This window comes from Janthinobacterium sp. GW822-FHT07H10, from assembly GCF_058798675.1.
In genome coordinates this window covers 287,602-308,280 of record NZ_JBXAKS010000003.1, presented here as the reverse complement: position 1 = coordinate 308,280, position 20,679 = coordinate 287,602, and the positions used below count along the sequence as shown (strand labels likewise).

The 20,679-nt window shown below is 60.4% G+C and carries 26 protein-coding genes and 1 tRNA gene; 13 read left to right on the top strand and 14 right to left on the bottom strand.

The window, feature by feature from the left end:
* Positions 1 to 14 precede the first annotated feature (14 nt).
* From AC1RDJ_RS09145 to petA, 9 genes are all read right to left on the bottom strand, one after another.
* Entirely contained in the window at positions 15 to 1,166 is a 1,152-nt protein-coding gene (locus AC1RDJ_RS09145; RefSeq protein ID WP_493027255.1) for a hypothetical protein, read from the bottom strand.
* Between the two features lie 26 nt (positions 1,167 to 1,192).
* Positions 1,193 to 1,426 carry a hypothetical protein gene (locus AC1RDJ_RS09140; protein WP_156894979.1) on the bottom strand — a complete coding sequence of 78 codons (234 nt, stop codon included), beginning with the start codon at positions 1,424 to 1,426 and terminating at the stop codon, positions 1,193 to 1,195.
* Positions 1,404 to 1,634 carry a hypothetical protein gene (locus AC1RDJ_RS09135; protein ID WP_071325759.1) on the bottom strand — a complete coding sequence of 77 codons (231 nt, stop codon included), beginning with the start codon at positions 1,632 to 1,634 and terminating at the stop codon, positions 1,404 to 1,406. The genes AC1RDJ_RS09140 and AC1RDJ_RS09135 overlap by 23 nt, the downstream gene beginning before the upstream one ends.
* 617 nt (positions 1,635 to 2,251) lie before the next feature.
* Positions 2,252 to 2,327: transfer RNA gene (locus tag AC1RDJ_RS09130), tRNA-Thr, on the bottom strand.
* 26 nt (positions 2,328 to 2,353) lie between these two features.
* Positions 2,354 to 2,866, bottom strand: coding sequence for a ClpXP protease specificity-enhancing factor (locus AC1RDJ_RS09125; protein WP_071325758.1), 513 nt, complete (start codon positions 2,864 to 2,866; stop codon positions 2,354 to 2,356).
* 224 nt (positions 2,867 to 3,090) lie between these two features.
* Entirely contained in the window at positions 3,091 to 3,702 is a 612-nt protein-coding gene (locus AC1RDJ_RS09120) for a glutathione S-transferase N-terminal domain-containing protein (RefSeq protein WP_010394154.1), read from the bottom strand.
* Positions 3,703 to 3,822: 120 nt separating this feature from the next.
* The gene (locus AC1RDJ_RS09115; protein WP_071325757.1) at positions 3,823 to 4,587 is read right to left on the bottom strand and encodes a cytochrome c1; all 765 of its coding nucleotides are present in this window, start codon (positions 4,585 to 4,587) and stop codon (positions 3,823 to 3,825) included.
* Between the two features lie 36 nt (positions 4,588 to 4,623).
* A complete protein-coding gene (locus AC1RDJ_RS09110) occupies positions 4,624 to 6,036 on the bottom strand; it encodes a cytochrome b (RefSeq protein WP_071325756.1) in 1,413 nt (470 codons plus the stop codon).
* A gap of 2 nt (positions 6,037 to 6,038) precedes the next feature.
* Entirely contained in the window at positions 6,039 to 6,647 is a 609-nt protein-coding gene (petA, locus tag AC1RDJ_RS09105) for a ubiquinol-cytochrome c reductase iron-sulfur subunit (protein ID WP_289887793.1), read from the bottom strand.
* A gap of 413 nt (positions 6,648 to 7,060) precedes the next feature.
* Between petA and mscL the strand changes: the two genes are divergently transcribed.
* The 4 genes from mscL to AC1RDJ_RS09085 are packed head-to-tail and all read left to right on the top strand — an operon-like array spanning position 7,061 to position 9,799.
* Positions 7,061 to 7,510, top strand: coding sequence for a large conductance mechanosensitive channel protein MscL (mscL, locus tag AC1RDJ_RS09100; RefSeq protein WP_071325754.1), 450 nt, complete (start codon positions 7,061 to 7,063; stop codon positions 7,508 to 7,510).
* A 42-nt stretch (positions 7,511 to 7,552) separates the two neighbouring features.
* On the top strand, positions 7,553 to 8,713 hold the full coding sequence (locus AC1RDJ_RS09095; RefSeq protein ID WP_071325753.1) for a Do family serine endopeptidase: 1,161 nt from the start codon (positions 7,553 to 7,555) through the stop codon (positions 8,711 to 8,713).
* 21 nt (positions 8,714 to 8,734) lie between these two features.
* A complete protein-coding gene (locus tag AC1RDJ_RS09090; RefSeq protein ID WP_493027254.1) occupies positions 8,735 to 9,427 on the top strand; it encodes a DUF2461 domain-containing protein in 693 nt (230 codons plus the stop codon).
* 30 nt (positions 9,428 to 9,457) lie between these two features.
* On the top strand, positions 9,458 to 9,799 hold the full coding sequence (locus AC1RDJ_RS09085; RefSeq protein WP_071326754.1) for a cupin domain-containing protein: 342 nt from the start codon (positions 9,458 to 9,460) through the stop codon (positions 9,797 to 9,799).
* Between the two features lie 19 nt (positions 9,800 to 9,818).
* Here the strand turns inward: AC1RDJ_RS09085 and AC1RDJ_RS09080 are convergent, their stop codons facing one another.
* The 5 genes from AC1RDJ_RS09080 to AC1RDJ_RS09060 all read right to left on the bottom strand — a co-directional run bounded on the left by AC1RDJ_RS09080 (position 9,819) and on the right by AC1RDJ_RS09060 (position 12,925).
* Positions 9,819 to 10,865, bottom strand: coding sequence for an NAD(P)H-dependent glycerol-3-phosphate dehydrogenase (locus tag AC1RDJ_RS09080; protein WP_289887789.1), 1,047 nt, complete (start codon positions 10,863 to 10,865; stop codon positions 9,819 to 9,821).
* A 68-nt stretch (positions 10,866 to 10,933) separates the two neighbouring features.
* Positions 10,934 to 11,395, bottom strand: coding sequence for an SH3 domain-containing protein (locus AC1RDJ_RS09075; protein WP_289887788.1), 462 nt, complete (start codon positions 11,393 to 11,395; stop codon positions 10,934 to 10,936).
* Positions 11,396 to 11,576: 181 nt separating this feature from the next.
* A complete protein-coding gene (secB, locus tag AC1RDJ_RS09070) occupies positions 11,577 to 12,050 on the bottom strand; it encodes a protein-export chaperone SecB (RefSeq protein WP_010394167.1) in 474 nt (157 codons plus the stop codon).
* Between the two features lie 160 nt (positions 12,051 to 12,210).
* Positions 12,211 to 12,477, bottom strand: a complete 267-nt coding sequence (gene grxC / locus AC1RDJ_RS09065; RefSeq protein WP_034783579.1) for a glutaredoxin 3 — start codon at positions 12,475 to 12,477, stop codon at positions 12,211 to 12,213.
* Between the two features lie 31 nt (positions 12,478 to 12,508).
* The gene (locus tag AC1RDJ_RS09060; protein ID WP_071325749.1) at positions 12,509 to 12,925 is read right to left on the bottom strand and encodes a rhodanese-like domain-containing protein; all 417 of its coding nucleotides are present in this window, start codon (positions 12,923 to 12,925) and stop codon (positions 12,509 to 12,511) included.
* 106 nt (positions 12,926 to 13,031) lie between these two features.
* On the opposite strand from AC1RDJ_RS09060, the gene gpmA reads away from it, so the two are divergent.
* The 9 genes from gpmA to gspK all read left to right on the top strand — a co-directional run bounded on the left by gpmA (position 13,032) and on the right by gspK (position 20,661).
* Positions 13,032 to 13,778 (top strand): 2,3-diphosphoglycerate-dependent phosphoglycerate mutase, encoded by a 747-nt coding sequence (gpmA, locus tag AC1RDJ_RS09055; RefSeq protein WP_071325748.1) that lies wholly within the window; start codon positions 13,032 to 13,034, stop codon positions 13,776 to 13,778.
* A gap of 77 nt (positions 13,779 to 13,855) precedes the next feature.
* Complete coding sequence (locus AC1RDJ_RS09050; protein ID WP_493027253.1) at positions 13,856 to 15,313, top strand: murein hydrolase activator EnvC family protein; 1,458 nt, start codon at positions 13,856 to 13,858, stop codon at positions 15,311 to 15,313.
* A gap of 48 nt (positions 15,314 to 15,361) precedes the next feature.
* Complete coding sequence (locus AC1RDJ_RS09045) at positions 15,362 to 16,855, top strand: S41 family peptidase (RefSeq protein ID WP_071325746.1); 1,494 nt, start codon at positions 15,362 to 15,364, stop codon at positions 16,853 to 16,855.
* An 8-nt stretch (positions 16,856 to 16,863) separates the two neighbouring features.
* A complete protein-coding gene (locus AC1RDJ_RS09040; protein WP_289887783.1) occupies positions 16,864 to 17,625 on the top strand; it encodes a HesA/MoeB/ThiF family protein in 762 nt (253 codons plus the stop codon).
* 93 nt (positions 17,626 to 17,718) lie between these two features.
* Positions 17,719 to 18,171: a type II secretion system major pseudopilin GspG gene (gspG, locus tag AC1RDJ_RS09035; protein ID WP_071325744.1), complete on the top strand. Its 453-nt coding sequence runs from the start codon at positions 17,719 to 17,721 to the stop codon at positions 18,169 to 18,171.
* A gap of 21 nt (positions 18,172 to 18,192) precedes the next feature.
* A complete protein-coding gene (gspH, locus tag AC1RDJ_RS09030) occupies positions 18,193 to 18,678 on the top strand; it encodes a type II secretion system minor pseudopilin GspH (protein WP_289887782.1) in 486 nt (161 codons plus the stop codon).
* Positions 18,675 to 19,058 carry a type II secretion system minor pseudopilin GspI gene (gspI, locus tag AC1RDJ_RS09025; protein ID WP_493027252.1) on the top strand — a complete coding sequence of 128 codons (384 nt, stop codon included), beginning with the start codon at positions 18,675 to 18,677 and terminating at the stop codon, positions 19,056 to 19,058. The genes gspH and gspI overlap by 4 nt, the downstream gene beginning before the upstream one ends.
* Positions 19,058 to 19,681, top strand: coding sequence for a PulJ/GspJ family protein (locus tag AC1RDJ_RS09020; RefSeq protein WP_289887781.1), 624 nt, complete (start codon positions 19,058 to 19,060; stop codon positions 19,679 to 19,681). Before gspI ends, AC1RDJ_RS09020 begins: the two co-directional genes overlap by 1 nt.
* Positions 19,678 to 20,661, top strand: coding sequence for a type II secretion system minor pseudopilin GspK (gene gspK / locus AC1RDJ_RS09015; protein WP_493027251.1), 984 nt, complete (start codon positions 19,678 to 19,680; stop codon positions 20,659 to 20,661). Before AC1RDJ_RS09020 ends, gspK begins: the two co-directional genes overlap by 4 nt.
* Positions 20,662 to 20,679 lie beyond the last annotated feature (18 nt).

Sequence of the window (20,679 nt, the reverse complement as noted above, 5' to 3'; positions counted from 1 at the left end):
GCAGCTATAGGACATCAACTCGACAGGCGAGCCTTTATTCTGTCTAATATTTCCTGTTGTGGTTTCAGAAAGGCTATCCTCGCTTGCGGCATGCAGTTGGCGGCGACGTAGTCGCTGTATGCACCGTCACGCAAGCCCTTATCGATTGCAACCCGTTTACATTTGTCTGCGATGGCATGTATATTCGAATAGGTGTTGTAATTATATTTCTCTGGATGGGCTATGTAGTTCTCATATTTTTCCTGCATGCTCACTAACTTTTCATTTTCCAGAGCTTTAAATTCTTGCTTGATCAGTATGTCGGAAGTTGATGTGCAATTTTTCTCCAATGGATTGCGATCGCATTGCACACTTCTTTGCAAGGCTCTTTCCGCAGCCATGATCATGAAGTCAGCAGCGCAATAATCTTGAGGGAATTCGCCGCAATCACCCTTGGTTGTGCGTGCTTCTGTCAAAAAAGAGTTAATTTCCTTGGTGGCTGGCGATTGTAGTTTTTGCACGAATTGACTTGTTCCAATTTTCTCCGACAGCGCACCACCGGCTTGGCATTGTGCATATACATCGAGTGCGAACTCGCCAAAATCCGTACTGTTGATTTTGTGTTTGACAGCATCCATCTGAAAATCCTTGAGCCGTCCCGCAGAAGCGTTCAGTGTTGCCTGCAATACTTGTCCCATTTGTGCATGGTATTTTTTTGCATGGCGACTCGTATAAATATCGACTTGCGCGACATATTTCTGACAGCTTGCCGGATCGCCAGTCGTATCTGCAATGACTGGCAGATTGCTCTTTACTCGCTCAGCAATATGCGTCGCAAAGTCTGCCTCCACTTGTTTACAGTAAGACGAATTTTTCCATTCCAGGGCTACCTTCAATACGTCCACAATGCTGGTTGACGAACCATAAGGCTCAGCTTCATCCCTGATCTCCTGCGCAACTTCCATCGCATACCGTGGATTGGCAGGAACATCCTTCAGTGCAATTTTGGCCCGGTATTCTGTCGCCGCTCTCAAGCTGCTGTCCTCCAGGTAGTTGGCTGCTTTTGCACACTTCCCGATAGATATAATCTGTTCATGCTCGCTGCTGGTACAGCCGCTCAGAAATATACTGAAACCGCATGCGATGACAGCTCCCCAATTTCTCAACTGCTTCAGTTGTGCTTTCAAAATATAGATCCTTAGAATGATGCCTGTTATTTTTTGGTGCTGGCGAGGGTAAGCACGATGGGTCCAAAGAGCAGGCGCCAGAATCCTATCGCATGGAAAATAAAATATGCTCCCGTGCCAAAGACAATTATCTGTGCAATAAATTTCACAAGCATGCCGTTCGCCGGAGAGTTTTTCCCCTCATGTGCAAAATGTCGGCATGCAAATGGAAAATAGTCATTGATTTGAAAAATCGTATCAGCGATTTCTATTTTTTCCAAAAATGAGCACCGCTATGACAACGGCCACAATAATGATTGCACCGATAATTTCGCCCAATGCGGGGAATACGGTAACGGGCCAGACAATGCCTCTGCCAAGGTTGTAAGAGAACCCGCGGTACTTGAACTCTCCAAATAACCAGCCATATACACTGAACAAGATGGCGATGGAAAAATAGGCCAGCAGAATTTTTTTCTTGAGTGTCAAAGCGTTCTCCAGGGTATGGTAGGTAACAGAAAAATGATGGAAGATGAATTTCTAAAGTATTAATAAAGAAGTATGCATTATAAATTTCCATCGGGCAAGTTTCTAGGGGTGTGAGAGGGGCGCAGATGAATGGCACCTGATAAACCGTAGTGGAGCAAAAAGCCGTTGTGGCTGAAGATAGAAGCTGCGCGCGTAGCGAGTGCCAGCGGCTGTCCAGCGTGATACCGGCTGGCTTGATCGGGGCATCAGATTGCGCGCTACAGGCAGCACGATTTCACGTCGGGACTGTAGGAAGTGCCTGTTGTTGGCCAGCCAGCGTGGCGGCTGGTCAGTTGGTATGTCCAATAGGCGTGCCTTTACGGCGGCCACCGCAAATTGATCGCGGCGAGGTACGGATGGTCGCCCTATCGATGGGAAGACTCCCGCCTGGCATTTTGTGGTGGCTGTTGGCACCCCGGCGTTCTGACGGGATTGCCGTGCCGCCGGGGTTTGCAGAGGCGTTGCCGGAGTCACGGTGCAGGGGCGAGCGTCGGTGCGCTCTCGTGCAGCGGCAGGAGTCGAAAAGAAAAAAGGGCTACCAGCCGAAGCGGGTAACCCTTTGATTTCCTACTGAATTCTGGTGCCGACTGCCGGTTTCGAACTGGCCACCTGATGATTACAAATCAACTGCTCTACCAAATGAGCTAAGTCGGCAAAAACTGCGCGTTGCGAATTATACGCTATTTAATGCGCGTCAGGGTCGGGCGGCCGCCTTTTTTTGGTGGCTCGTCGTCGCCGGGCGTGGCGTTGTCGCGTTGTTCGGGGGAGCTGGTCGGCACGGACGACAGGGTCGGCGCGCTGGCGGCCGGGGCGAGTACTGGCGGCGGGACGTCGGCGGAGGCGGGGCTGTCGGTCGGTTGCGCGTCCGGGTCGTCGTTGCCCAGCACGGGCTCGAAGGCCATGCCCTGGCCGTTTTCGTTGGCGTAGATGGCCATCACGTTGTCGACCGGCACGTAGATTTCGCGCGAGATACCGCCAAAGCGGGCGTGGAAGCGGATGGCGTCGTTGTCCATCTTCAGGCCGCTGGTGGCGCCGAAGCTGATGTTGAGGACGATTTCGCCCTTTTTCACGTATTCCATCGGTACCGTGGTGCGCGAATCGACTTTGACCGCGAGATAAGGCGTGTAGCCGCTGTCGGTGCACCACTCGTAGATGGCGCGCAGCATATAAGGTTTGGTTGAGATTTCAGACATGGTAGGCACTATGAGGCGGGAGCGCCCCGTCAAGCATGAGGCGGGCGCACCGGTAATTCAAAAGACTGGGCAGCGCAAAAAGCAACTTTAACACATGGCCCAAGATGCCCCAGAAAGCGTAGCGAGCAAGCCCGATATCGGCTTCAGCAACGCAGCCGTACTTGAGTACGGCGAGTAACGCCAAGTCGAGAGCGGGCTGCGCAGTAGCTTGATGGGGATATCTTTTAGCGGCGCATCACCTTCTCCGAAGGAGTGAGTGCTTCGATATACGCAGGACGCGAGAAGATGCGTTCGGCGTATTTCATCAGCGGTGCAGCCGTCTTCGACAGTTCGATGCCGTAGTGGTCCAGGCGCCACAGCAGCGGCGCGACAGCCACGTCGAGCATCGAGAATTCGTCGCCCAGCATGTACTTGTTTTTCAGGAACAGCGGCGCCAGCGTCGTCAGGCGGTCGCGGATTTCCGCGCGTGCCTTGTCGTGGGCCTTGTCGTTGCTCTTGGCGCGTTCGCTTTCCAGCACGTGCACGTGCACGAACAGTTCTTTTTCAAAGTTGAACAGCATCAGGCGCGCGCGGGCACGCATCAGCGGATCGGCCGGCATCAGTTGCGGATGCGGGAAGCGCTCATCGATGTACTCGTTGATGATGTTCGATTCATACAGGATCAGTTCGCGTTCGACCAGGATAGGCACCTGACCGTACGGGTTCATGGTCGAAATGTCTTCCGGTTTGTTGAACAGGTCGACGTCGCGCACTTCGAAGTCCATGCCTTTTTCAAACAGGACCAGGCGGCAGCGTTGCGAAAATGGGCAGGTTGTACCCGAATAGAGAACCATCATTTTTTATAGTTCCTTAGAAACAAAGGGGGTGAAGCCGCGAACGGCTCACCCCAGGTCGCTTGTCCACTCGTGCGGACAACGCAGAAACAGGCACCAACCGGCCTTCGGCCGGCGCCTCACTTATTTGACTTCTTTCCAGAACGACGCGTTAAGGCGCCATGCCAGCAGAGCAAAAACCGACAGGAACAGCAGCACCCACACGCCCAGGCGTTTGCGTGTCTGCTGTGCCGGTTCGGCCATCCACTCCATGTAGCCGACCAGGTCGGCTACCGCAGTGTCATACTCGATCTTGTTCAACGTGCCTGGCTTGACTTGCTCGAAGCCGACAAATTTGTGGATTTTCTTGCCCGCTTCGTGCGGGTCATTCTCTTCCACGAACTTGGCAGTCTGGATACCTTGCAATTCCCATAACACATGCGGCATAGCAACATTCGGCACGACCATATTGTTCCAGCCGGTCGGACGAGTGTCGTCTTTATAGAACGTACGCAGGTAAGTATACAGGTAGTCGCCGCCTGTGCCAGCGGAAGATGATTTCGCGCGCGAAATTACCGACAAATCGGGCGGTACGACGCCAAAGAACGCCTTGGCGTCCTGCGGCGCCAGGGAAGTGGTCATCAGGTCGCCGACTTTATCGCTGGTGAACAACAGGTTCTGCTTGATCTGGTCTTCCGTCAAGCCCAGGTCGCGCAGGCGGTTGTAGCGCATCGACACGGCAGAGTGGCAATTGAGGCAATAATTGACGAACAATTTGGCGCCATGTTGCAGCGCTGCCATGTTGGTCTGGCGGTCGGGCGCCTTGTCCAGCGGGAAGCCGCCTTCGCTGGCGAGGGCCATGGCGGGCACGAGTGCCAGGATGGCGAGCAGTTTTTTTGCAATCTTCATATGATGTATGTCCTTTGAGCGTGGCGTGGGAGCGGCTTAGTGCGGGTGAAACGTCACACGCGACGGCACGGTCTTGAACTTGCCCATTGCACTCCACCATGGCATCAGCAGGAAAAAGCTGAAGTAAATCAGGGTGCACACTTGCGAGACGATGGTTTTCGCATCCGTTGGCGCCTGGGTACCGAGGTAGCCCAGGGTCAGGAACGACAGGCCGAAGATGGCATAGATGTATTTATGCCAGGTCGGACGGTAGCGGATCGATTTCACGGGCGAATGGTCGAGCCATGGCAGGAAGGCCAGGATCACGACGGAACCGCCAAAGAACACCACGCCCCAGAATTTCGCGTCCAGCACCTGCGGCAGCATGCCGACGATGGCGACGAGCGCGATCGCGGCGATGATGGCCTTGACAGTCGTCGACAGGCGCGACTTGAGCCAGATGAACACCACGTAGGCGGCCACGGCAGCCATCAGCACATACATGAAGTCGGCCGTGGTGGCGCGCAGCACCGAGTAGAACGGCGTGAAGTACCAGGTTGGCGCGATGTGCAGCGGGGTCTTCAGCGAGTCGCCTGGCAGGAAATTGTTGTATTCCAGGAAATAACCGCCCATTTCCGGCGCAAAGAAGACGACGGCGCTGAAAATGACGAGGAAGATCGACACGCCGAACAGGTCGTGCACGGTGTAGTACGGGTGCGATGGAATCGAGTCGAGCGGGTGGCCGTCGGCGCCCAGGTTTTCCTTCACTTCGATGCCGTCCGGATTGCTCGAGCCGACTTCATGCAGGGCGATCAAGTGCGCTGCCACCAGGCCCAGCAGGACCAGCGGGATGGCGATCACGTGGAAGGCGAAGAAGCGGTTCAGGGTCGCGTCGGACACCACATAGTCGCCGCGTATCCATAGCGATAGGTCAGGGCCGATGAAGGGGATGGCGCCGAACAGGTTGACGATCACCTGGGCACCCCAGTACGACATCTGGCCCCATGGCAGCAGGTAGCCGAAGAACGCTTCGGCCATCAGGCACAGGAAGATGGCGAAACCGAACAGCCAGATCAGTTCACGTGGCTTGCGGTAGGAGCCGTACAGCAGGCCGCGCGTCATGTGCAGGTAGACGATGATGAAGAAGGCCGAGGCGCCCGTCGAGTGCATGTAGCGCACCAGCCAGCCCCACGGCACTTCGCGCATGATGTATTCGACGGAATTGAAGGCCAGCGCCGCATCGGGCTTGTAGTGCATGGTCAGGAAGATGCCGGTGACGATCTGCAGCACCAGCACCAGCATGGCCAGCGAGCCGAAGATGTACCAGAAATTGAAGTTTTTCGGGGCGTAGTACTTGCCCCATTGGTCATTCCACAGCTTGGTCAGGGGAAAGCGGTCATCCACCCAGCCCAGGGCTTTTTCAGCGGCGGGTGCATCGGCGGGAAATTTCGTTTCTTTGAAAGCAGCCATGATCAAGCCTCGCCTTTCTCGTCTTTACCTATCAGCAGTTTGGTGTCGCTCAGGTACATATGGCGCGGCACTTGCAGGTTGTCCGGCGCAGGCTTGTTCTTGAACACGCGGCCCGCCATGTCGAAGGTGGAGCCATGGCAAGGGCACAGGAAGCCGCCTTCCCAGTCATCGGGCAGGGACGGTTGCGGGCCGGGGGTAAATTTCGAGGAAGGGGAGCAGCCGAGGTGGGTACAGATGCCGACGGCGATGAGGATTTCAGGCTTGATGGAGCGCCATTCGTTCATGCAGTATTCGGGCGTGAATTCGGCGGGGTTGCGTTTGGAATCGGCATCGGCGACCTTGCCGTCCGTTTTCTTGAGCGAAGCGACCATTTCCGGCGTGCGCTTGATGATCCAGACCGGCTTGCCGCGCCATTCGACGGTGCGCATTTCGCCGGGTTGCAAGGTGGTGATGTCTACTTCGACCGGCGCGCCAGCCGCTTTCGCGCGCTCCGACGGCTGGAAGGTGCTTACCAAGGCTCCCGCGGTTGCCAATCCAACTACACTGCCCGCCGCGCACGTGGCGACGAGCAAGCCGCGACGGCCTGAATCGACCTGCTTTTCGTTACTCATGCAAACCCCAATCAGTCAAAATGCGAATCTTTATTATGAGTGGCAGCCGCGAAAAACCCGTCGCCGAAGCTCTTTCCCACTGTTTGCCGCAACCCGCATCTTTGTACGGTAAAGTGACAACATCCCTGCGGAACTTCGGCCAATGGCGCAGCCCGTGCCAGTTTCTTGTTGATTATCCGGAAGCAAAAAAGGTGCTTCTGGCAACCGCAAATTATAAGTGAAGCAAACAACGAATAAAACAAAAACGTTGCTTGTACCATAATTTATATACTTTTGCAGGAGGTGGCTAGTTCTTTCGAACTAGATGCGCAAGGCTGTGCCGGAATTGGTCTCGCCGGCAACCAGAAGTTGGTGGCACTGGGAATCAATAGTATGATCGGCATGTTTTTTATACATATCCGAAGGAGAAATTCATGGCAATGATGCAAGAATTTAAAGAATTTGCAATGAAGGGCAACGTCGTCGATCTGGCGGTCGGTGTCATTATCGGTGGCGCCTTCGGCAAGATCGTCGATTCCCTGGTGCAAGACGTCATCATGCCGCCCATCGGGCGCATTTTCGGCGGCCTCGATTTCGCCAACTATTATCTGCCGCTGAATGGCCAGGCCACCACCCTGACCCTGGTGGAAGCGAAAAAGGCGGGCGCCGTGCTGGCCTACGGTAACTTCCTCACCATTCTGCTCAATTTCGTCATCCTCGCCTTCATCATCTTCCAGATGGTGCGCCTGATGAACAAGGCCCGCCGCGCCCAGCCGGAAGCGCCGGCGGCCGCGCCTGCCACGCCGGAAGACATCGTCCTGCTGCGTGAAATCCGCGACTCCCTGCAGAAGAACGGACAGAAGAGCAACGATCTGGCAAAATAAGCCGGACCGGCACCGGGCCGGCTGACCTGGACAGAGAGCCCTATGCGACGATTTTGGTTATTGTTTGCGCAAACCGTGACCATCGCGTTGGCGCTGTACTTTGTGTATGGCGCGCTGCGCCCGGCCAGCCGGGTACAGCAGCTGGGCTCGCCGGCGAAACCGGTGCCCGTGGTGGAAACGGCGTCGAGCAGCCTGGCGCCCGGTTCCTACCGCGACGCGGCGGCGCGCGCCATGCCCGCCGTCGTCAACATCCTCACCCTGCAAGTACCCAAGCGCGGCGCCCATCCGCTGGCGCGCGACCCCTTCTTCAAACGTTTCTTCGGCGAGCGCGATCCTGGCGCCGACGATGACGACACCCTGCAAAACAGCCTCGGCTCCGGCGTCATCGTCAGCCATGAAGGCTATATCCTCACCAACAACCACGTGGTCGAAGGCGCCGACGAAATCGAAGTCGTGCTCACCGATGGCCGCAAGGCGCCCGCCAAGGTGGTGGGCCTGGACCCGGAAACGGACCTGGCCGTCATCAAGATCGACCTCGACAAGCTGCCCGTGATTGTGCTGGGCCAGTCGGAACTGGCGCGCGTGGGCGACGTCGTGCTGGCCATCGGCAACCCGTTCGGCGTGGGCCAGACGGTGACCATGGGCATCATCTCCGCGCTGGGACGCAACAATCTGCACATCAACAGTTTCGAAAACTTCATACAGACGGACGCGGCCATCAATTTCGGCAACTCGGGCGGCGCCCTCGTCGATACGCGCGGCAACTTGATCGGCATCAATACGGCCATCTATTCGCAAAGCGGCGGCTCCGTCGGCATCGGCTTCGCCATTCCCGTCTCGACGGCGAAAACCGTGATGGAAGCCATCATCAAGGACGGCCACGTGGTGCGCGGCTGGATCGGCGTGGAAACGCAGGACATCACGCCTGAGCTGGCGCAAAGCTTCGGCTTGCAGCGCTCGAGCGGCGCCATCATCGCCGGCGTCGTGCGCAATGGCCCGGCCGACAAGGCCGGCATCGTGCCCGGCGACATCCTGCTGGCCGTCGATGGCAAGCCCGTCGGCGATACGACGGAAATGCTGAACCTGATCGCCCAACTGGCGCCCGGCGGAAAAGCTAAAATGACGGTGCTGCGCAAGAATCGCGAAGCGGCGCTCGACGTGGTGGTGGGCAAGCGCCCCATCCCGAAAGAGCTTTCCAAATAGTTGCTGATCGGAAGCTGACACATGCATGTGCGTGACTTGACCCAATTTTTACGTGAACTGAGCGATAACAACAACCGGCCCTGGTTTGTCATGAACAAGCCCCGCTACGACATCCTGCGCGAGGAATTCCTCGCCCTGGTGACATCGCTGATCGGCGAGCTGGGCAAGTTTGACCCGGCCGTGAAATACTGCAATCCGAAGAAGGCCTTGTTCCGCATCAACCGCGACGTGCGCTTTGCGCACGACAAGAGCCCCTATAAAACGCGTTTTTCGGCCGCCATCGCGCCGAACGACATGCGCCGCCCCAGCAAGGCGGGCGGTCCCACGTATTATCTGCAGATCGATGGCCAGGGCAACTTGCTGTTCGGCGCCGGCGAATACATGCCGCCCTCTGGTCGCCTGAAGGCCCTGCGCGAACACATGGTCAACGACGCGCCAGGTTTTTCCAAAGTGCTGAAAAATAAGCGCCTGAAGGCCCGTTACGGCACCATCCAGAACGAGGGCAAGCTGCAGCGTCCACCGAAGGGCTTCGCGGCGGATGCCGAGCATATCGAATTCATCAAGCTGAAGAGCTTTTTTGTCTGGACCGAAATACCGCTGCCCGTCAACGCGCCCGAGAAACTGCTGCCAACCCTGGCGGAAGGCTTGAAGGATGCGTGGCCGCTGGTCGAGTGGATGCGCGGCGCGAAGGAGCCGGAGGAAGAGGCGGCTTGAACCGGTAGTCTAGCTAAGCGGGAGAAGATGATGGCATTAGTACATGCAGCATCGGGCCAGGTGATCGACGTGCAGGGGGCGGATGGCGAGAATCTGTCGCAGTTTTCCGCCATTGCGCTGGCCAAGACGGACGAACTGGAATTGATCCGCATGTGCATGCCCAAAGGCAAGACCATGCCCGAGCATCATGTACTGGGAGAAATCACCCTGCTGTGCCTGCAAGGCGAGGTGGCGGTGGAAGCGCATGGCGGCGTGCATGTGCTGGGACCGGGGCAGATGCTGTACCTGCACGGCGGCCAGGCGCATGCGCTGGCCGCGCGCGAGGACAGCTTGCTGCTGCTGACCATACTCATGCACAAGGCGGGCCGCTAAGCCCGGCCTCGTCATTCTTTCAGGTGGCTTCGTCGCGCGGATCGCGCGCCAGCAGTTGCTGCACCATCACGTGCGGCAAATCGCCATCGAACAGCACGCCGGCCACCGCATTGGTGATCGGCATCTCGACACCCATGCTGCGCGCCAGCTCGCGCACGGCCTTGGCGCAGGGCACGCCTTCGGCCACATGGCCGAGTTCGGCCACGATGGTGGCCAGCGCCTTGCCTTGCGCCAGGCCCAAGCCGACGCGGCGGTTGCGCGACAGGTCGCCCGTGCAGGTCAGAATCAAATCGCCCATGCCCGTCAAGCCCATGAAGGTTTCCGTCTGGCCACCGAGGGCCGTGCCCAGGCGCGTGATTTCCGCCAGGCCGCGCGTGATCAGGGCGGCGCGCGCATTCAGGCCCAGGCCCAGGCCGTCGGCCACGCCGGTGGCGATCGCCAGCACGTTCTTGACGGCGCCGCCCACTTCCACGCCCACCAGGTCATCGCTCGCATACACGCGGAAATTTCCACCATGCAATGCCGACACGACGCAGGCGCGCAAACTGGCGCTGTGCGAGGCGATGGTCAGCGCGCACGGCAGGCCGCGCGCCACTTCCTGCGCGAACGAGGGGCCGGACAGGGCGCCGGCGGGGATCGCGTCCCCCAGCACCTGCTGCACGATCTGGTGCGGCAGCATGCCCGTGCCGCCTTCAAACCCTTTGCACAGCCACACTAGGTTGGGGATGGCCTTGTCTTTCAACTGATGCAGCAGGGGGCGCAGGCCCGCCACGGGGCAGGCGGCGATCAGCAGGCCATGTTCGCCGCTGGCATGCGCGACGGCGGCGTCAAAATCGGCGCCGATGCGCAGTTGCGGCGGCAGGGCGAAGCCGGGCAAATAACTGTTTTCGCCGCTGGCGGCCATGGCGGCCATGGCCTCGCCATTGCGGCCCCACAGCAGCACGTCGTGGCGGCCTGCCAGGGCCATGGCCACGGCCGTGCCCCAGGCGCCGGCGCCCAGCACGGTAATGCGGCGCGCGTCGGCCTTGGCGGCGGTATCGGGAGTGTTTTCAGGGGAAACTTGCATGCAACCTCAGTCTGGCAGGGGGAGAGGCACGGCACGGCTGGCCGGTGCCCGGATGAATCTGGCGGTGCTTACAGGCCCCACACTTCGCTGGTCTTGACGTAGCCGCTCTGGCCGTCCTTGTGGCGCACCTTGACCCAGCCGGAGCTTGCCTGTTCGCTCATTTCCAGCAGCACGCCCTTGTCGACGAGGATCAGGGGCGAGGCGTTGTCGTCGGGGCTGACGCGAACCTTGAGGTTGGCGGCGCGCGCCACGACGTTGCGCTTGGCCGACAGGCCTTTCGCTTCCGTCCAGGCCATTTCGCCGCTGGCGTCGCGCACCTTGACCCATTCGCCGTAGCTGAGCACCACTTCCAGCGGCATGCCGCGTGGCGCCACGTACAGCTTGCCGCCCTTGGCGGACGGCGCGTCATACAGGATGACGGGGGCCGCGCCCACCGTCTTGAAATCGACGGCGTGGCTGGCGGCAGTGGCCAGCATCAGTACGGCGCCGGCGATCCAGCGGAACTTGCTCAAGAGCGCACTTTTCAACATGATATTTTTGAACCTTAACGAAACACGGCGGCCAGGCCGCCGTTTCTTACCTGCAGTATAGAACACTCACAAAACCGTCGCGAGCGGCAGTGCATCGTGGCCGAGAAGCGCAGCTGTGCCAGAGCACAGCGCGCATCACAGGCCGCAAGGCGCGCCGCGCCGCAGGTTTGGTGAGATGTTCTTAGTGCGTTTCGCTGGCTGCTGGCGCTGCGGCAGCGGCGTCAGCAATAGCTTGCAGACGTTGTTGGTAGAACACTTCGAAGTTGATCTCGGCCAGGTGCACTGGCGGGAAGCCGGCACGGGTGATCACGTCGGCGATGTTGGCGCGCAGGTAAGGGTAGATGATGTTCGGGCAGCCGATTCCCAGCAGCGGATCGAGTTGATCGGCAGGGATGTTGCGTGCTTCGAAGATACCAGCTTGCTTGCCTTCAACCAGGAAAGCGACTTTATCGCCGACCTTGGCCGTCACGGTGATGGTCACGGTGGCTTCGAAGATACCGTCGGCCAGAGGCGCGGCGCCCACGTCCAGAGCAACTTCGATCGCTGGCGCTTCTTGTTCCAGGAAGATTGCTGGGGAATTAGGTTGTTCCAGCGACATGTCTTTCAGGTAGACGCGTTGGATTTGGAAGACTGGTTGCAGATTTTCGTCAGACATGGAACGCTTTCGTTGTAAAGGACAAGAACGGCACACCGTTCAAATATGGTGCTTGCGGTATTCAAACCGCACCGGGTAGGCGCGGCCAGATCAGGTGCGAGGGCAATTGTATCAAAACAATACGACAAAAAACCAAGCAATTTCTCGAACCCGCTTTATATCAGGCTGCCGTGCCATTTAACAAGGGGTCCAGCTTGCCGGCTTGATCGAGCGCATACAAATCGTCGAAACCGCCCACGTGGGTATCGCCCACATAGATTTGCGGCACCGTGCGGCGGCCCGTGCGTTCCATCATCTTGATGCGCTCTTCCGGGTCGAGGTCGACGCGGATCTTTTGCACGGTCACGCCCTTGGCTTCCAACAGGCGCTCGGCGCGCACGCAATACGGGCACACGGCGGTGCTATAGACAATTACTGGGACAGTCATGATGTTTCCTTATATGAGTGCAGGCGGATGTTTATTTCGCCAGCGACAAGGTTTTCAGTGGCAAACCCTGTTTTTTCCATTCGTCGATGCCGCCTTCCAGGCTCGTTGCTTCAGCGAAACCGGCTTTGCCCAGCAGGCCGACAGCCGTTGCCGAACGCGAACCTTTCTGGCAAACCACTACAATGGGGCGCGTTTTGAATTTTTCCAGCTCGCCCAGGCGTTTTGCCAGTTCCGGCAGCGGAATATTTTTCGCGTCAGGCAAGTGGCCCGTGGCGAATTCTTCCTTGCTGCGCACGTCGACGATGGTGGTCTTGCCACGGTTGATCAGTTGCGTGACTTCCAGCACGGTCGCGCGCTTGCCGCGCATCGACAGCAGTGGCCAGAGGAGGGCGCCGCCGGAAATAATGACGATAGCAAACAGAAAAATGTGGTCGATAATGAATTTCACGTAGGGTCCAATGGTTTAAGTCAATCCGCGCATTATAAAATAGAAGCTGGACGAGGTCTTTTTACGTTTTGCTTTTTTGATTTGAACCCCTTGAGAAGATAGAACTATGTACAAAATCGTTTTCATGCGTCACGGCGAGTCCACCTGGAACCTCGATAACCGCTTCACCGGCTGGACCGACGTCGATCTGACGGAAAAGGGCGTCAACGAAGCCAGGGCCGCCGGCCAGATCCTCAAGCAGGAAGGCTTTACGTTCGATGTCGCTTACACCTCGGTCCTGAAGCGCGCCATCCGCACCCTGTGGCTGGCCCTCGACGAGATGGACATGATGTATCTGCCGATCAAGAACGACTGGCGCCTGAACGAACGTCATTACGGCGCCCTGCAAGGCCTGGACAAGGGCGAGACGGCCGCCAAGTATGGCGACGAGCAAGTGCTGGTATGGCGCCGCAGCTACGACACGCCGCCGCCGCCGCTGGAAGCCGACGACGACCGCGCCTCGTTCAACGACCCGCGCTACGCCGGCTTGCCGAAGGCCGCGATTCCGCTGACGGAATGCCTGAAGGACACCGTGGCGCGCGTGATGCCGTCCTGGGACGAGGAAATCGCCCCGGCCATCCGCGCCGGCAAGAAGATCATCATCTCGGCCCACGGCAACAGCCTGCGCGCGCTGATCAAGATGCTCGACGGCATCAGCGACAGCGACATCGTCGGCCTGAACATCCCGAACGGCCAGCCGCTCGTGTATGAGCTCGACGCCGACCTGAAACCGATCCGTCATTACTACCTGGGCGACCCGGCAGCGATCGCGGCGGCGCAAGCTGCCGTCGCGAACCAAGGGAAGGCCAAGTAACTTTGTCGTCTTTCTTCCGCGGCACAGCGCTCGCCCCCTCTGCTGAACGACCCCTGCCGGCGTGGCGCGCCGGTGCCATGCTGTGCCTGGCGCTGCTGCTGTCGAGCGGCGCGGCGCAGGGCGCCAAACCCACCGAACGCAGCAAGCAGAAGGCGGCCGCGGAAGCACAACGTGCTGGCCTGCAACAAAAGCTGACAGAGCTCAAGCGCGACATCAGCCGCACGGAAAGCGCCAAGGATGACGCGGCCGATACCCTGGCCGAGTCGGAAGAGGCGATTTCCAACGCCAACCGCGCCTTGCGCGACCTGGCGCAGGAACAAAGCGAGACGGGCGTCAAACTGGGTGCGCTGGGGCAGGAACACCAGCGGCTGACGGCGACGGTCGAGAAACAGAAGGCGCAGCTGTCAAAATTGCTGCGTGAACAATATGTCGCCGGCAACGAGGACCGCATCAAGCTGCTCTTGTCGGGCGACAACCCGAACCGCATCAACCGCGACCTGCAATTCATGGCGTATGTGTCGCAGGCGCAGGCGCGCCTGCTGGAAGCCTTGCGCGCCAACTTGCTGGCCGTGGAAAAGAACCAGGCGGACGTACAGAACGCCAAGGATGAGCTGGAAGAGATCGCGCAGGAAGAGCGCGACCAGAAAGCCCTGCTGGTGCAGGAAAAGGCGCGCCGCGCCGCCTTGCTGACGAGCTTGTCGCAGCGCCTGGTGGCGCAGCGCAAGGAAGTGGGCAATGTCGAGCGCGACGAACAGCGCATGGGCAACCTGGTCGACAAGCTGGCCAAGCTGATCGAAGAACAGGCCGCCGCCGCCGCGGCCGAGAAGAAACGCCAGCAATTGCTGGCCGAGCAGCGCGCCGCCGCGAAAGCGGCCGCCGACGCCAAGATTGCCGCGGAAAAACGCGAACGCCTGCTGGCCGCGCGCGCCAAGGCGGCCCAGGCGCAGGCCGAACGCGAACGCATTGCTAAGGAGCAACAAAATAAATCGGGCAAGATCAAGCCGCAGACGCCGCCACCGCCGCCCGTGAAACTCGACCCCATCGATGACGACGAGCCGCCGCAGGTGGCCAAGGTGGTGCCGAAACCCGAACCGAAGCCGGAGCCCGAGCGTCCAAGCCTGGGCCCGGCCTCGCCGGCCGGCGCCTTTGCCAGCCTGAAAGGGCAGTTGCGCGCGCCCGTGGCGGGCAAGATCGCGGCCCGTTTCGGCAGCAAGCGCGGTGACGGCCCCAGCTGGAAGGGCGTCTTCATCCGCACGGGCGAGGGCAGCGAGATCCACGCCATCGCCGGCGGACGCGTGGTGTTTTCCGACTGGCTGCGCGGCTTTGGCAACCTGATCATCGTCGACCATGGCGGCCAGTACATGAGTATTTATGGCAATAACCAGTCCTTGCTGAAACGCGTGGGCGACGCCGTCAAGGGCGGCGAGACCATCGCCAGCGCGGGCAACAGCGGCGGCAACGAGGAATCAGGGCTATACTTTGAACTGCGTCATCAGGGCCGCGCCTTCGATCCAGCCACCTGGGTGAAGTTTTAAGTTCCCCACCATTGCTGCGGCATCGAATTTGTAGATTGCGAAGAACACATGGGCATCAAAGTCAAAAGTATCGGCCTGATCGGTCTGGGCGTACTGGCCGGCATCGGCCTGTCGCTGCAGTACCCGGCCGTGGCGCAAAAAATCACGAATGCCCCGCTGCCGCTCGACGAGCTGCGCCAGCTGTCCGACGTCTTCGGCCTGATCAAGACCGATTACGTCGAGAAGGTGGAAGACAAGAAACTGCTGACGGAAGCCATTTCCGGCATGGTGTCGTCGCTGGACCCGCATTCCGTCTACCTCGATAAAAATGCCTTCAAGGAAATGCGCGAAAGCGTGCAAGGCAAGTTTGTCGGCATCGGCATCGAAGTGAGCATGGAAGACGGCTATGTGAAAGTGGTCTCGCCCATCGAGGACAGCCCCGCCGCCAAGGCCGGCATCCAGGCGGGCGACCTGATCACCCGTCTCGACAATATTCCGCTGAAAGGCTTGCAGCTGGAAGAAGTCATCAAGAAGATGCGCGGCCAGCCCGGCAGCAAGCTGGTGCTGACCATGTCGCGCAAGGGCGAGAGCAAGCCGCTGGTATTCCCCATCGTGCGCGAGGAAATCCGCGTGCAAAGCGTGAAGGCCAAGATGGTCGCGCCCGGCTATGCCTGGTTGCGCATCGCCCAGTTCCAGGAACCGACCGTCGATGACATGGTCAAAAAGATCAACGCGCTGTATGCGCAAGACCCCAAGCTCAAGGGCCTGGTGCTGGACTTGCGCAACGATCCCGGTGGCGTGGTGCCGGGCGCCATCGGCGTGGCGACAGCTTTTCTGCCAGGCAACTCCATCATCGTCTCGACCAAGGGCCAGCTGCCCGAGTCGAAACAGGTGTTCTATGGCCGCCGCGAATTCTATGCGCCGCCCGGCACCAGGGCCGATCCGCTGGCCAAGCTGCCGGCCGCGCTGAAAACCGTGCCGCTGGTGGTGCTGGTCAACGCCGGTTCCGCATCGGCCTCGGAAATCGTTGCCGGCGCCCTGCAGGATTACCAGCGCGCCACCGTCATCGGCACGCAAACGTTCGGCAAGGGTTCCGTGCAAACCTTGCGCCAGATCACGGCCGATACGGCCGTCAAGCTGACGACGGCCCGCTATTACACGCCGAAAGGCCGCGCCATCCAGGCGCGCGGCATCGTGCCCGACCTGTTGGTCGATGAGACGGCCGACGGCGATGGCTGGAACAGCCTGCGCGTGCGCGAGGCGGACCTGGAAAAACACTTGAGCAGCGACGACGGCAAGCCGGAAGCGGCCAAGCCGACGATGGAAGGCATGCACGAGCAGCTCGAGGAAGAGCAGCGCCTGATCGCCACGGCGAAAAAGCGCAAGCCGCTCGAATACGGCGCCAAGGACGATTTCCAATTGCAGCAAGCCTTGAACCACTTCCAGGGCTTGCCGGTACAGCTGGCCAAGGTCGATGCCAAGGTGGAGAAGATCGGCGCCAAGCCCGAGATCGCCTCCGACATCAAGGCCGACGATAAAAAGATTCCTGTGCAGAAACCGTAGTCGCCGCCATGCATGACGCCCAATTGCTGCGCTATTCGCGCCATATCCTGCTCAACGAGATCGGCATCGAAGGCCAGCAAGCGTTGCTCGACGCCCATGCGCTGGTGATCGGCGCGGGCGGGCTCGGTTCGCCGGCCGCCATGTACCTGGCCGCCAGCGGCATCGGCAAGCTGACCCTGGTCGACGACGATACGGTCGACCTGACCAATCTGCAGCGCCAGATCGCCCACACGACGGCCCGCGTGGGCCAGCCGAAAGTGCAGTCGGCACGCGAAACCTTGCTCGGTATCAATCCCGAGATCGAAATTGTTGCATTAAAGGAAAGGCTCGACGGAGCGCGCCTGGCCGAACTGGTCTTGTCGGCCACGGTCGTGCTCGACTGTACGGACAACTTCGCCACGCGCCATGCCGTCAACCGCGCCTGCGTGGCGGCCAGGGTGCCGCTGGTGTCGGGCGCCGTGATCCGCTTCGACGGCCAGGTGAGCGTGTTCGACCCGCGCACGGGCACGCAGCCGTGCTATTCCTGCCTGTTTCCGCAGGAGCAGCAGTTCACGGACGAGGCATGTTCGACCATGGGCGTGTTCGCGCCGCTGGTCGGCGTGGTCGGCGCCATGCAGGCGGCCGAGGCCCTGAAACTGGTGATGGGCGTGGGGGAATCGCTGGCCGGACGGCTGCTGCTGCTCGACGGCTTGCACATGGAATGGAGCAGCATGCGCGTGGCGCGCGACCCCGCCTGCGCCGTCTGCGGCGAAGTGGTCTTGTCGGCCTGACAGCCCCTGCAGAATTTTTTCCCCATATGACAGGCTTTGTCATATTTCCGCTTTATACTCTGCTCTCATTACTCACCTTCTTCTCTCTTTCTTATGCAAAACGCAGCAAACCATCCGATACGCCAGCGCCGCGCGCGCGGCTTCACCTTGATCGAAATCATGGTCGTGGTGGTGATCATGGGCATCCTCGCCTCGCTCGTGGTGCCCAAGCTGATCGCCCGCACGGGCGAGTCGAAAGTGGCGGCGGCGAAAGTCGACATCGCCACCGTGATGCAAGCCTTGAAACTGTACCGCCTGGACAACCAGCGCTACCCGACCACCGAGCAGGGCTTGCATGCGCTGATCGAAAAGCCCACGACCGGCCCGGCCGCGAACGGCTGGAAGGCGGGCGGCTACCTGGAAAAGATGCCGAAAGATCCGTGGGGCAATCCCTACCAGTACCTGTCACCAGGCCTGAAGGGCGAAGTCGACATCATCTCGCTGGGCGCCGACGGCCAGCCTGGCGGTAGCGGCGACGACGCCGATCTCGGCTCGTGGGACCTGTAAGTTTCTCCCTTCATGACCATCATGAGCCGGCGACGCAGGGCAGGCCAGCAGCGCAGCCGTGGCTTCACGCTGATCGAATTGCTGGTGGTGATGGTCATCATCGGCGTCACCCTGGGCCTCGTGTCGCTGAACGCCATGCCGAATGGCCAGCAAGCCCTGCAAAAGGAAGCCGAGCGCATCGCCCTGCTGCTGCAGCTGGCGCGCGATGAAGCCATCGTGCGCAGCCGGCAAGTGGCGTTCGAGGCGGATGAAAATCAATACCGTTTCCTGGTGCTCAATGAAAAGCTGTGGCAGCCCGTGACGCAGGACGACCTGCTGCGCGAACGGACGTTTGCGAATACGCCCATGCTGCTCAGCGTGCAGCCATCGAACAGCGTGGCGCAGCCGCTGCGCATCATCTTCGGCCGCGAACCGGTCGACAAGCCGTTTGTCCTGACCCTGGCCAGCGGCGAACGCAGCGTGGCCATCCGCGCTGACGGCATCGGCCATTTCACGGTCGAGCAATGATGGGCTACTCCTGCCAACGCCGCCAGCGCGGCTTTACTTTGCTCGAGGTATTGGTGGCCCTCGTCATCGTCGGCACGGCCCTGGGCGCGTCCCTGCGCGCCGTGGGCAGCCTGACGCAGAACAGCGACGGCTTGCGCAGCGCCATGATGGCCACCTGGTCGGCGGAAAACCACCTGGTGCGCCTGCGCCTGGCGAAAACCTTCCCGCAGACGGGCAAGCGCACGGTCGAATGCCCGCAAGGCGACCTGCAACTGATTTGCGAGGAAGAAGTGGTGGCCACGCCGAACCCCCGCATCCGGCAAGTGCGCGTCAACGTCTATGACGCCCAGTATCCGGCCCGGCGCATCGTGCGCCTGGTCCTGCTTTCGTTTAACGACTGATGGCGCGCCGCAACCTTTCCGCTGCGGGTTTCACCCTGATCGAGCTGCTCGTGGCCATCGGCATCCTGGCCATGGTGGCCGTGCTGGGCTGGCGCGGCCTGGACAGCATCATGCGCTCGCGCGAAGTGCTCACCAGCCAGCTGGAGCAGGCGCGCGGCATGCAGCTGGCATTCGCCCAGATGCAGAGCGATTGCGACCACCTGGCCGGCGCCGGCCAGGGCAACAACCTGCTCAATGGCCGCACCAACCTGACGGCCGAGAATGACCGCCTGACCCTGGTGCGCCTGGCCGCCTCGGAGCAGGAACCGCAACAGTTGCAAGTGGTCACTTACCTGCTGCGCGGCGGCGTGCTGATCCGGCGCGAGTCGAACGGCACGCGCGACCTGGCCGTGCTCGACACCCTGTGGCAGGCGGCGCGCGACGATACGGACACGGGCAGCGCCGACGTGACCCTGATGCGCGGCGTCGACAGCATGGTCATGCGCGGCTGGAACAATGGCGCCTGGAACGTGCTGACGGCGGGCGCCACCATTTCCACGCAGGTGCCGGGCCTGGAAGTGACCTTGCAGATGCCGGGCCAGGCGGCGGGCCTGTCCAAAGTCTTTTTATTGGGGCCGGGATGAAGCCATACACCCGCCCCTCGCGCCAGCGCGGCGTGGCCGTCATCACGGCCTTGCTGCTGACGGCGCTGGCCATCACGGTGGTTGCCAGCCTGTTCTGGCAACAGCAGGTGCAGGTGCGCTCGATGGAAAACCAGCGTTTGCGCCTGCAGACGCAGTGGGCCATGCGCGGCATGGTCGACTTCGCCCGTTTCTGGTTGCGCCAGGACAATCCCATGCTGACGGCCGCCGACGGCGTGTGGGCCACGCCCATCGAGGAAGCGCGGCTCGACGACTACGTCGACCGTGAAAAGGTCGACACGGAAAAATTTGACGCCACCGTGTCGGGCCGCGCGCTCGACGCGCAGGCGCGCTTCAACATCACCAACCTGGCGGCGGCCACGGGCGGCGTCGATCCGAACCAGGTGCAGGCTTACCAGCGCTTGCTGTCCAATTTGCAACTCGACAGCGGCCTGGCGCAGGCCACGGCCGACGCCGTGCTGCGCGCCAAGCCGGTGCCGCGCGTCGCCAGCGACAGCGGCAAGGATGGCAAGGATGGCAAGGCGGCCGGCAAGACGGCGGGCGGCGGCAGCGAGCCGGTGGCCTTCACGCAGGTCGAGGATTTGCTGGCCGTGCCCGGCTATACGCCGCAAATCATCGAAAAACTGCGCGATTTCGTCATCGTGCTGCCGGAACTGACGGCCGTGAACGTGAACACGGCGCCGGCCGAAGTGCTGTCGGCCATCACGGACATGTCCTTGTCCGAGGCCAGCGCCCTGACTTTGAGCAATCCGCGTAAAAAGTTTGTCGATAGAGCAAATTTCCAGAATAATATCAATGGCAAGAAACCGATCGACGGCGTGGATATCGATGTGAAGAGCCGCTACTTCCTCACCGTGATCCGGGTGCGGCTGGACCGCGCCGCCCTCGATGCCGTGGCGCTCGTCAATCGAAAAACGGATCCGCAGCGCACCACCAGCCTGGTCTGGTTGCGGGAAAATTAACCCCTGAAAGCGAGTCAC

Coding starts and splice junctions, on each gene's coding strand:
- AC1RDJ_RS09125 (WP_071325758.1), bottom strand. CDS start 2,866: ATGTCTGAAATCTCAACCAAACCTTATATGCTGCGCGCCATCTACGAG.
- AC1RDJ_RS09120 (WP_010394154.1), bottom strand. CDS start 3,702: ATGATGGTTCTCTATTCGGGTACAACCTGCCCATTTTCGCAACGCTGC.
- AC1RDJ_RS09115 (WP_071325757.1), bottom strand. CDS start 4,587: ATGAAGATTGCAAAAAAACTGCTCGCCATCCTGGCACTCGTGCCCGCC.
- AC1RDJ_RS09110 (WP_071325756.1), bottom strand. CDS start 6,036: ATGGCTGCTTTCAAAGAAACGAAATTTCCCGCCGATGCACCCGCCGCT.
- petA (WP_289887793.1), bottom strand. CDS start 6,647: ATGAGTAACGAAAAGCAGGTCGATTCAGGCCGTCGCGGCTTGCTCGTC.
- mscL (WP_071325754.1), top strand. CDS start 7,061: ATGGCAATGATGCAAGAATTTAAAGAATTTGCAATGAAGGGCAACGTC.
- AC1RDJ_RS09095 (WP_071325753.1), top strand. CDS start 7,553: ATGCGACGATTTTGGTTATTGTTTGCGCAAACCGTGACCATCGCGTTG.
- AC1RDJ_RS09090 (WP_493027254.1), top strand. CDS start 8,735: ATGCATGTGCGTGACTTGACCCAATTTTTACGTGAACTGAGCGATAAC.
- AC1RDJ_RS09085 (WP_071326754.1), top strand. CDS start 9,458: ATGGCATTAGTACATGCAGCATCGGGCCAGGTGATCGACGTGCAGGGG.
- AC1RDJ_RS09080 (WP_289887789.1), bottom strand. CDS start 10,865: ATGCAAGTTTCCCCTGAAAACACTCCCGATACCGCCGCCAAGGCCGAC.
- AC1RDJ_RS09075 (WP_289887788.1), bottom strand. CDS start 11,395: ATGTTGAAAAGTGCGCTCTTGAGCAAGTTCCGCTGGATCGCCGGCGCC.
- secB (WP_010394167.1), bottom strand. CDS start 12,050: ATGTCTGACGAAAATCTGCAACCAGTCTTCCAAATCCAACGCGTCTAC.
- grxC (WP_034783579.1), bottom strand. CDS start 12,477: ATGACTGTCCCAGTAATTGTCTATAGCACCGCCGTGTGCCCGTATTGC.
- gpmA (WP_071325748.1), top strand. CDS start 13,032: ATGTACAAAATCGTTTTCATGCGTCACGGCGAGTCCACCTGGAACCTC.
- AC1RDJ_RS09050 (WP_493027253.1), top strand. CDS start 13,856: ATGCTGTGCCTGGCGCTGCTGCTGTCGAGCGGCGCGGCGCAGGGCGCC.
- AC1RDJ_RS09045 (WP_071325746.1), top strand. CDS start 15,362: ATGGGCATCAAAGTCAAAAGTATCGGCCTGATCGGTCTGGGCGTACTG.
- AC1RDJ_RS09040 (WP_289887783.1), top strand. CDS start 16,864: ATGCATGACGCCCAATTGCTGCGCTATTCGCGCCATATCCTGCTCAAC.
- gspG (WP_071325744.1), top strand. CDS start 17,719: ATGCAAAACGCAGCAAACCATCCGATACGCCAGCGCCGCGCGCGCGGC.
- gspH (WP_289887782.1), top strand. CDS start 18,193: ATGAGCCGGCGACGCAGGGCAGGCCAGCAGCGCAGCCGTGGCTTCACG.
- gspI (WP_493027252.1), top strand. CDS start 18,675: ATGATGGGCTACTCCTGCCAACGCCGCCAGCGCGGCTTTACTTTGCTC.
- AC1RDJ_RS09020 (WP_289887781.1), top strand. CDS start 19,058: ATGGCGCGCCGCAACCTTTCCGCTGCGGGTTTCACCCTGATCGAGCTG.
- gspK (WP_493027251.1), top strand. CDS start 19,678: ATGAAGCCATACACCCGCCCCTCGCGCCAGCGCGGCGTGGCCGTCATC.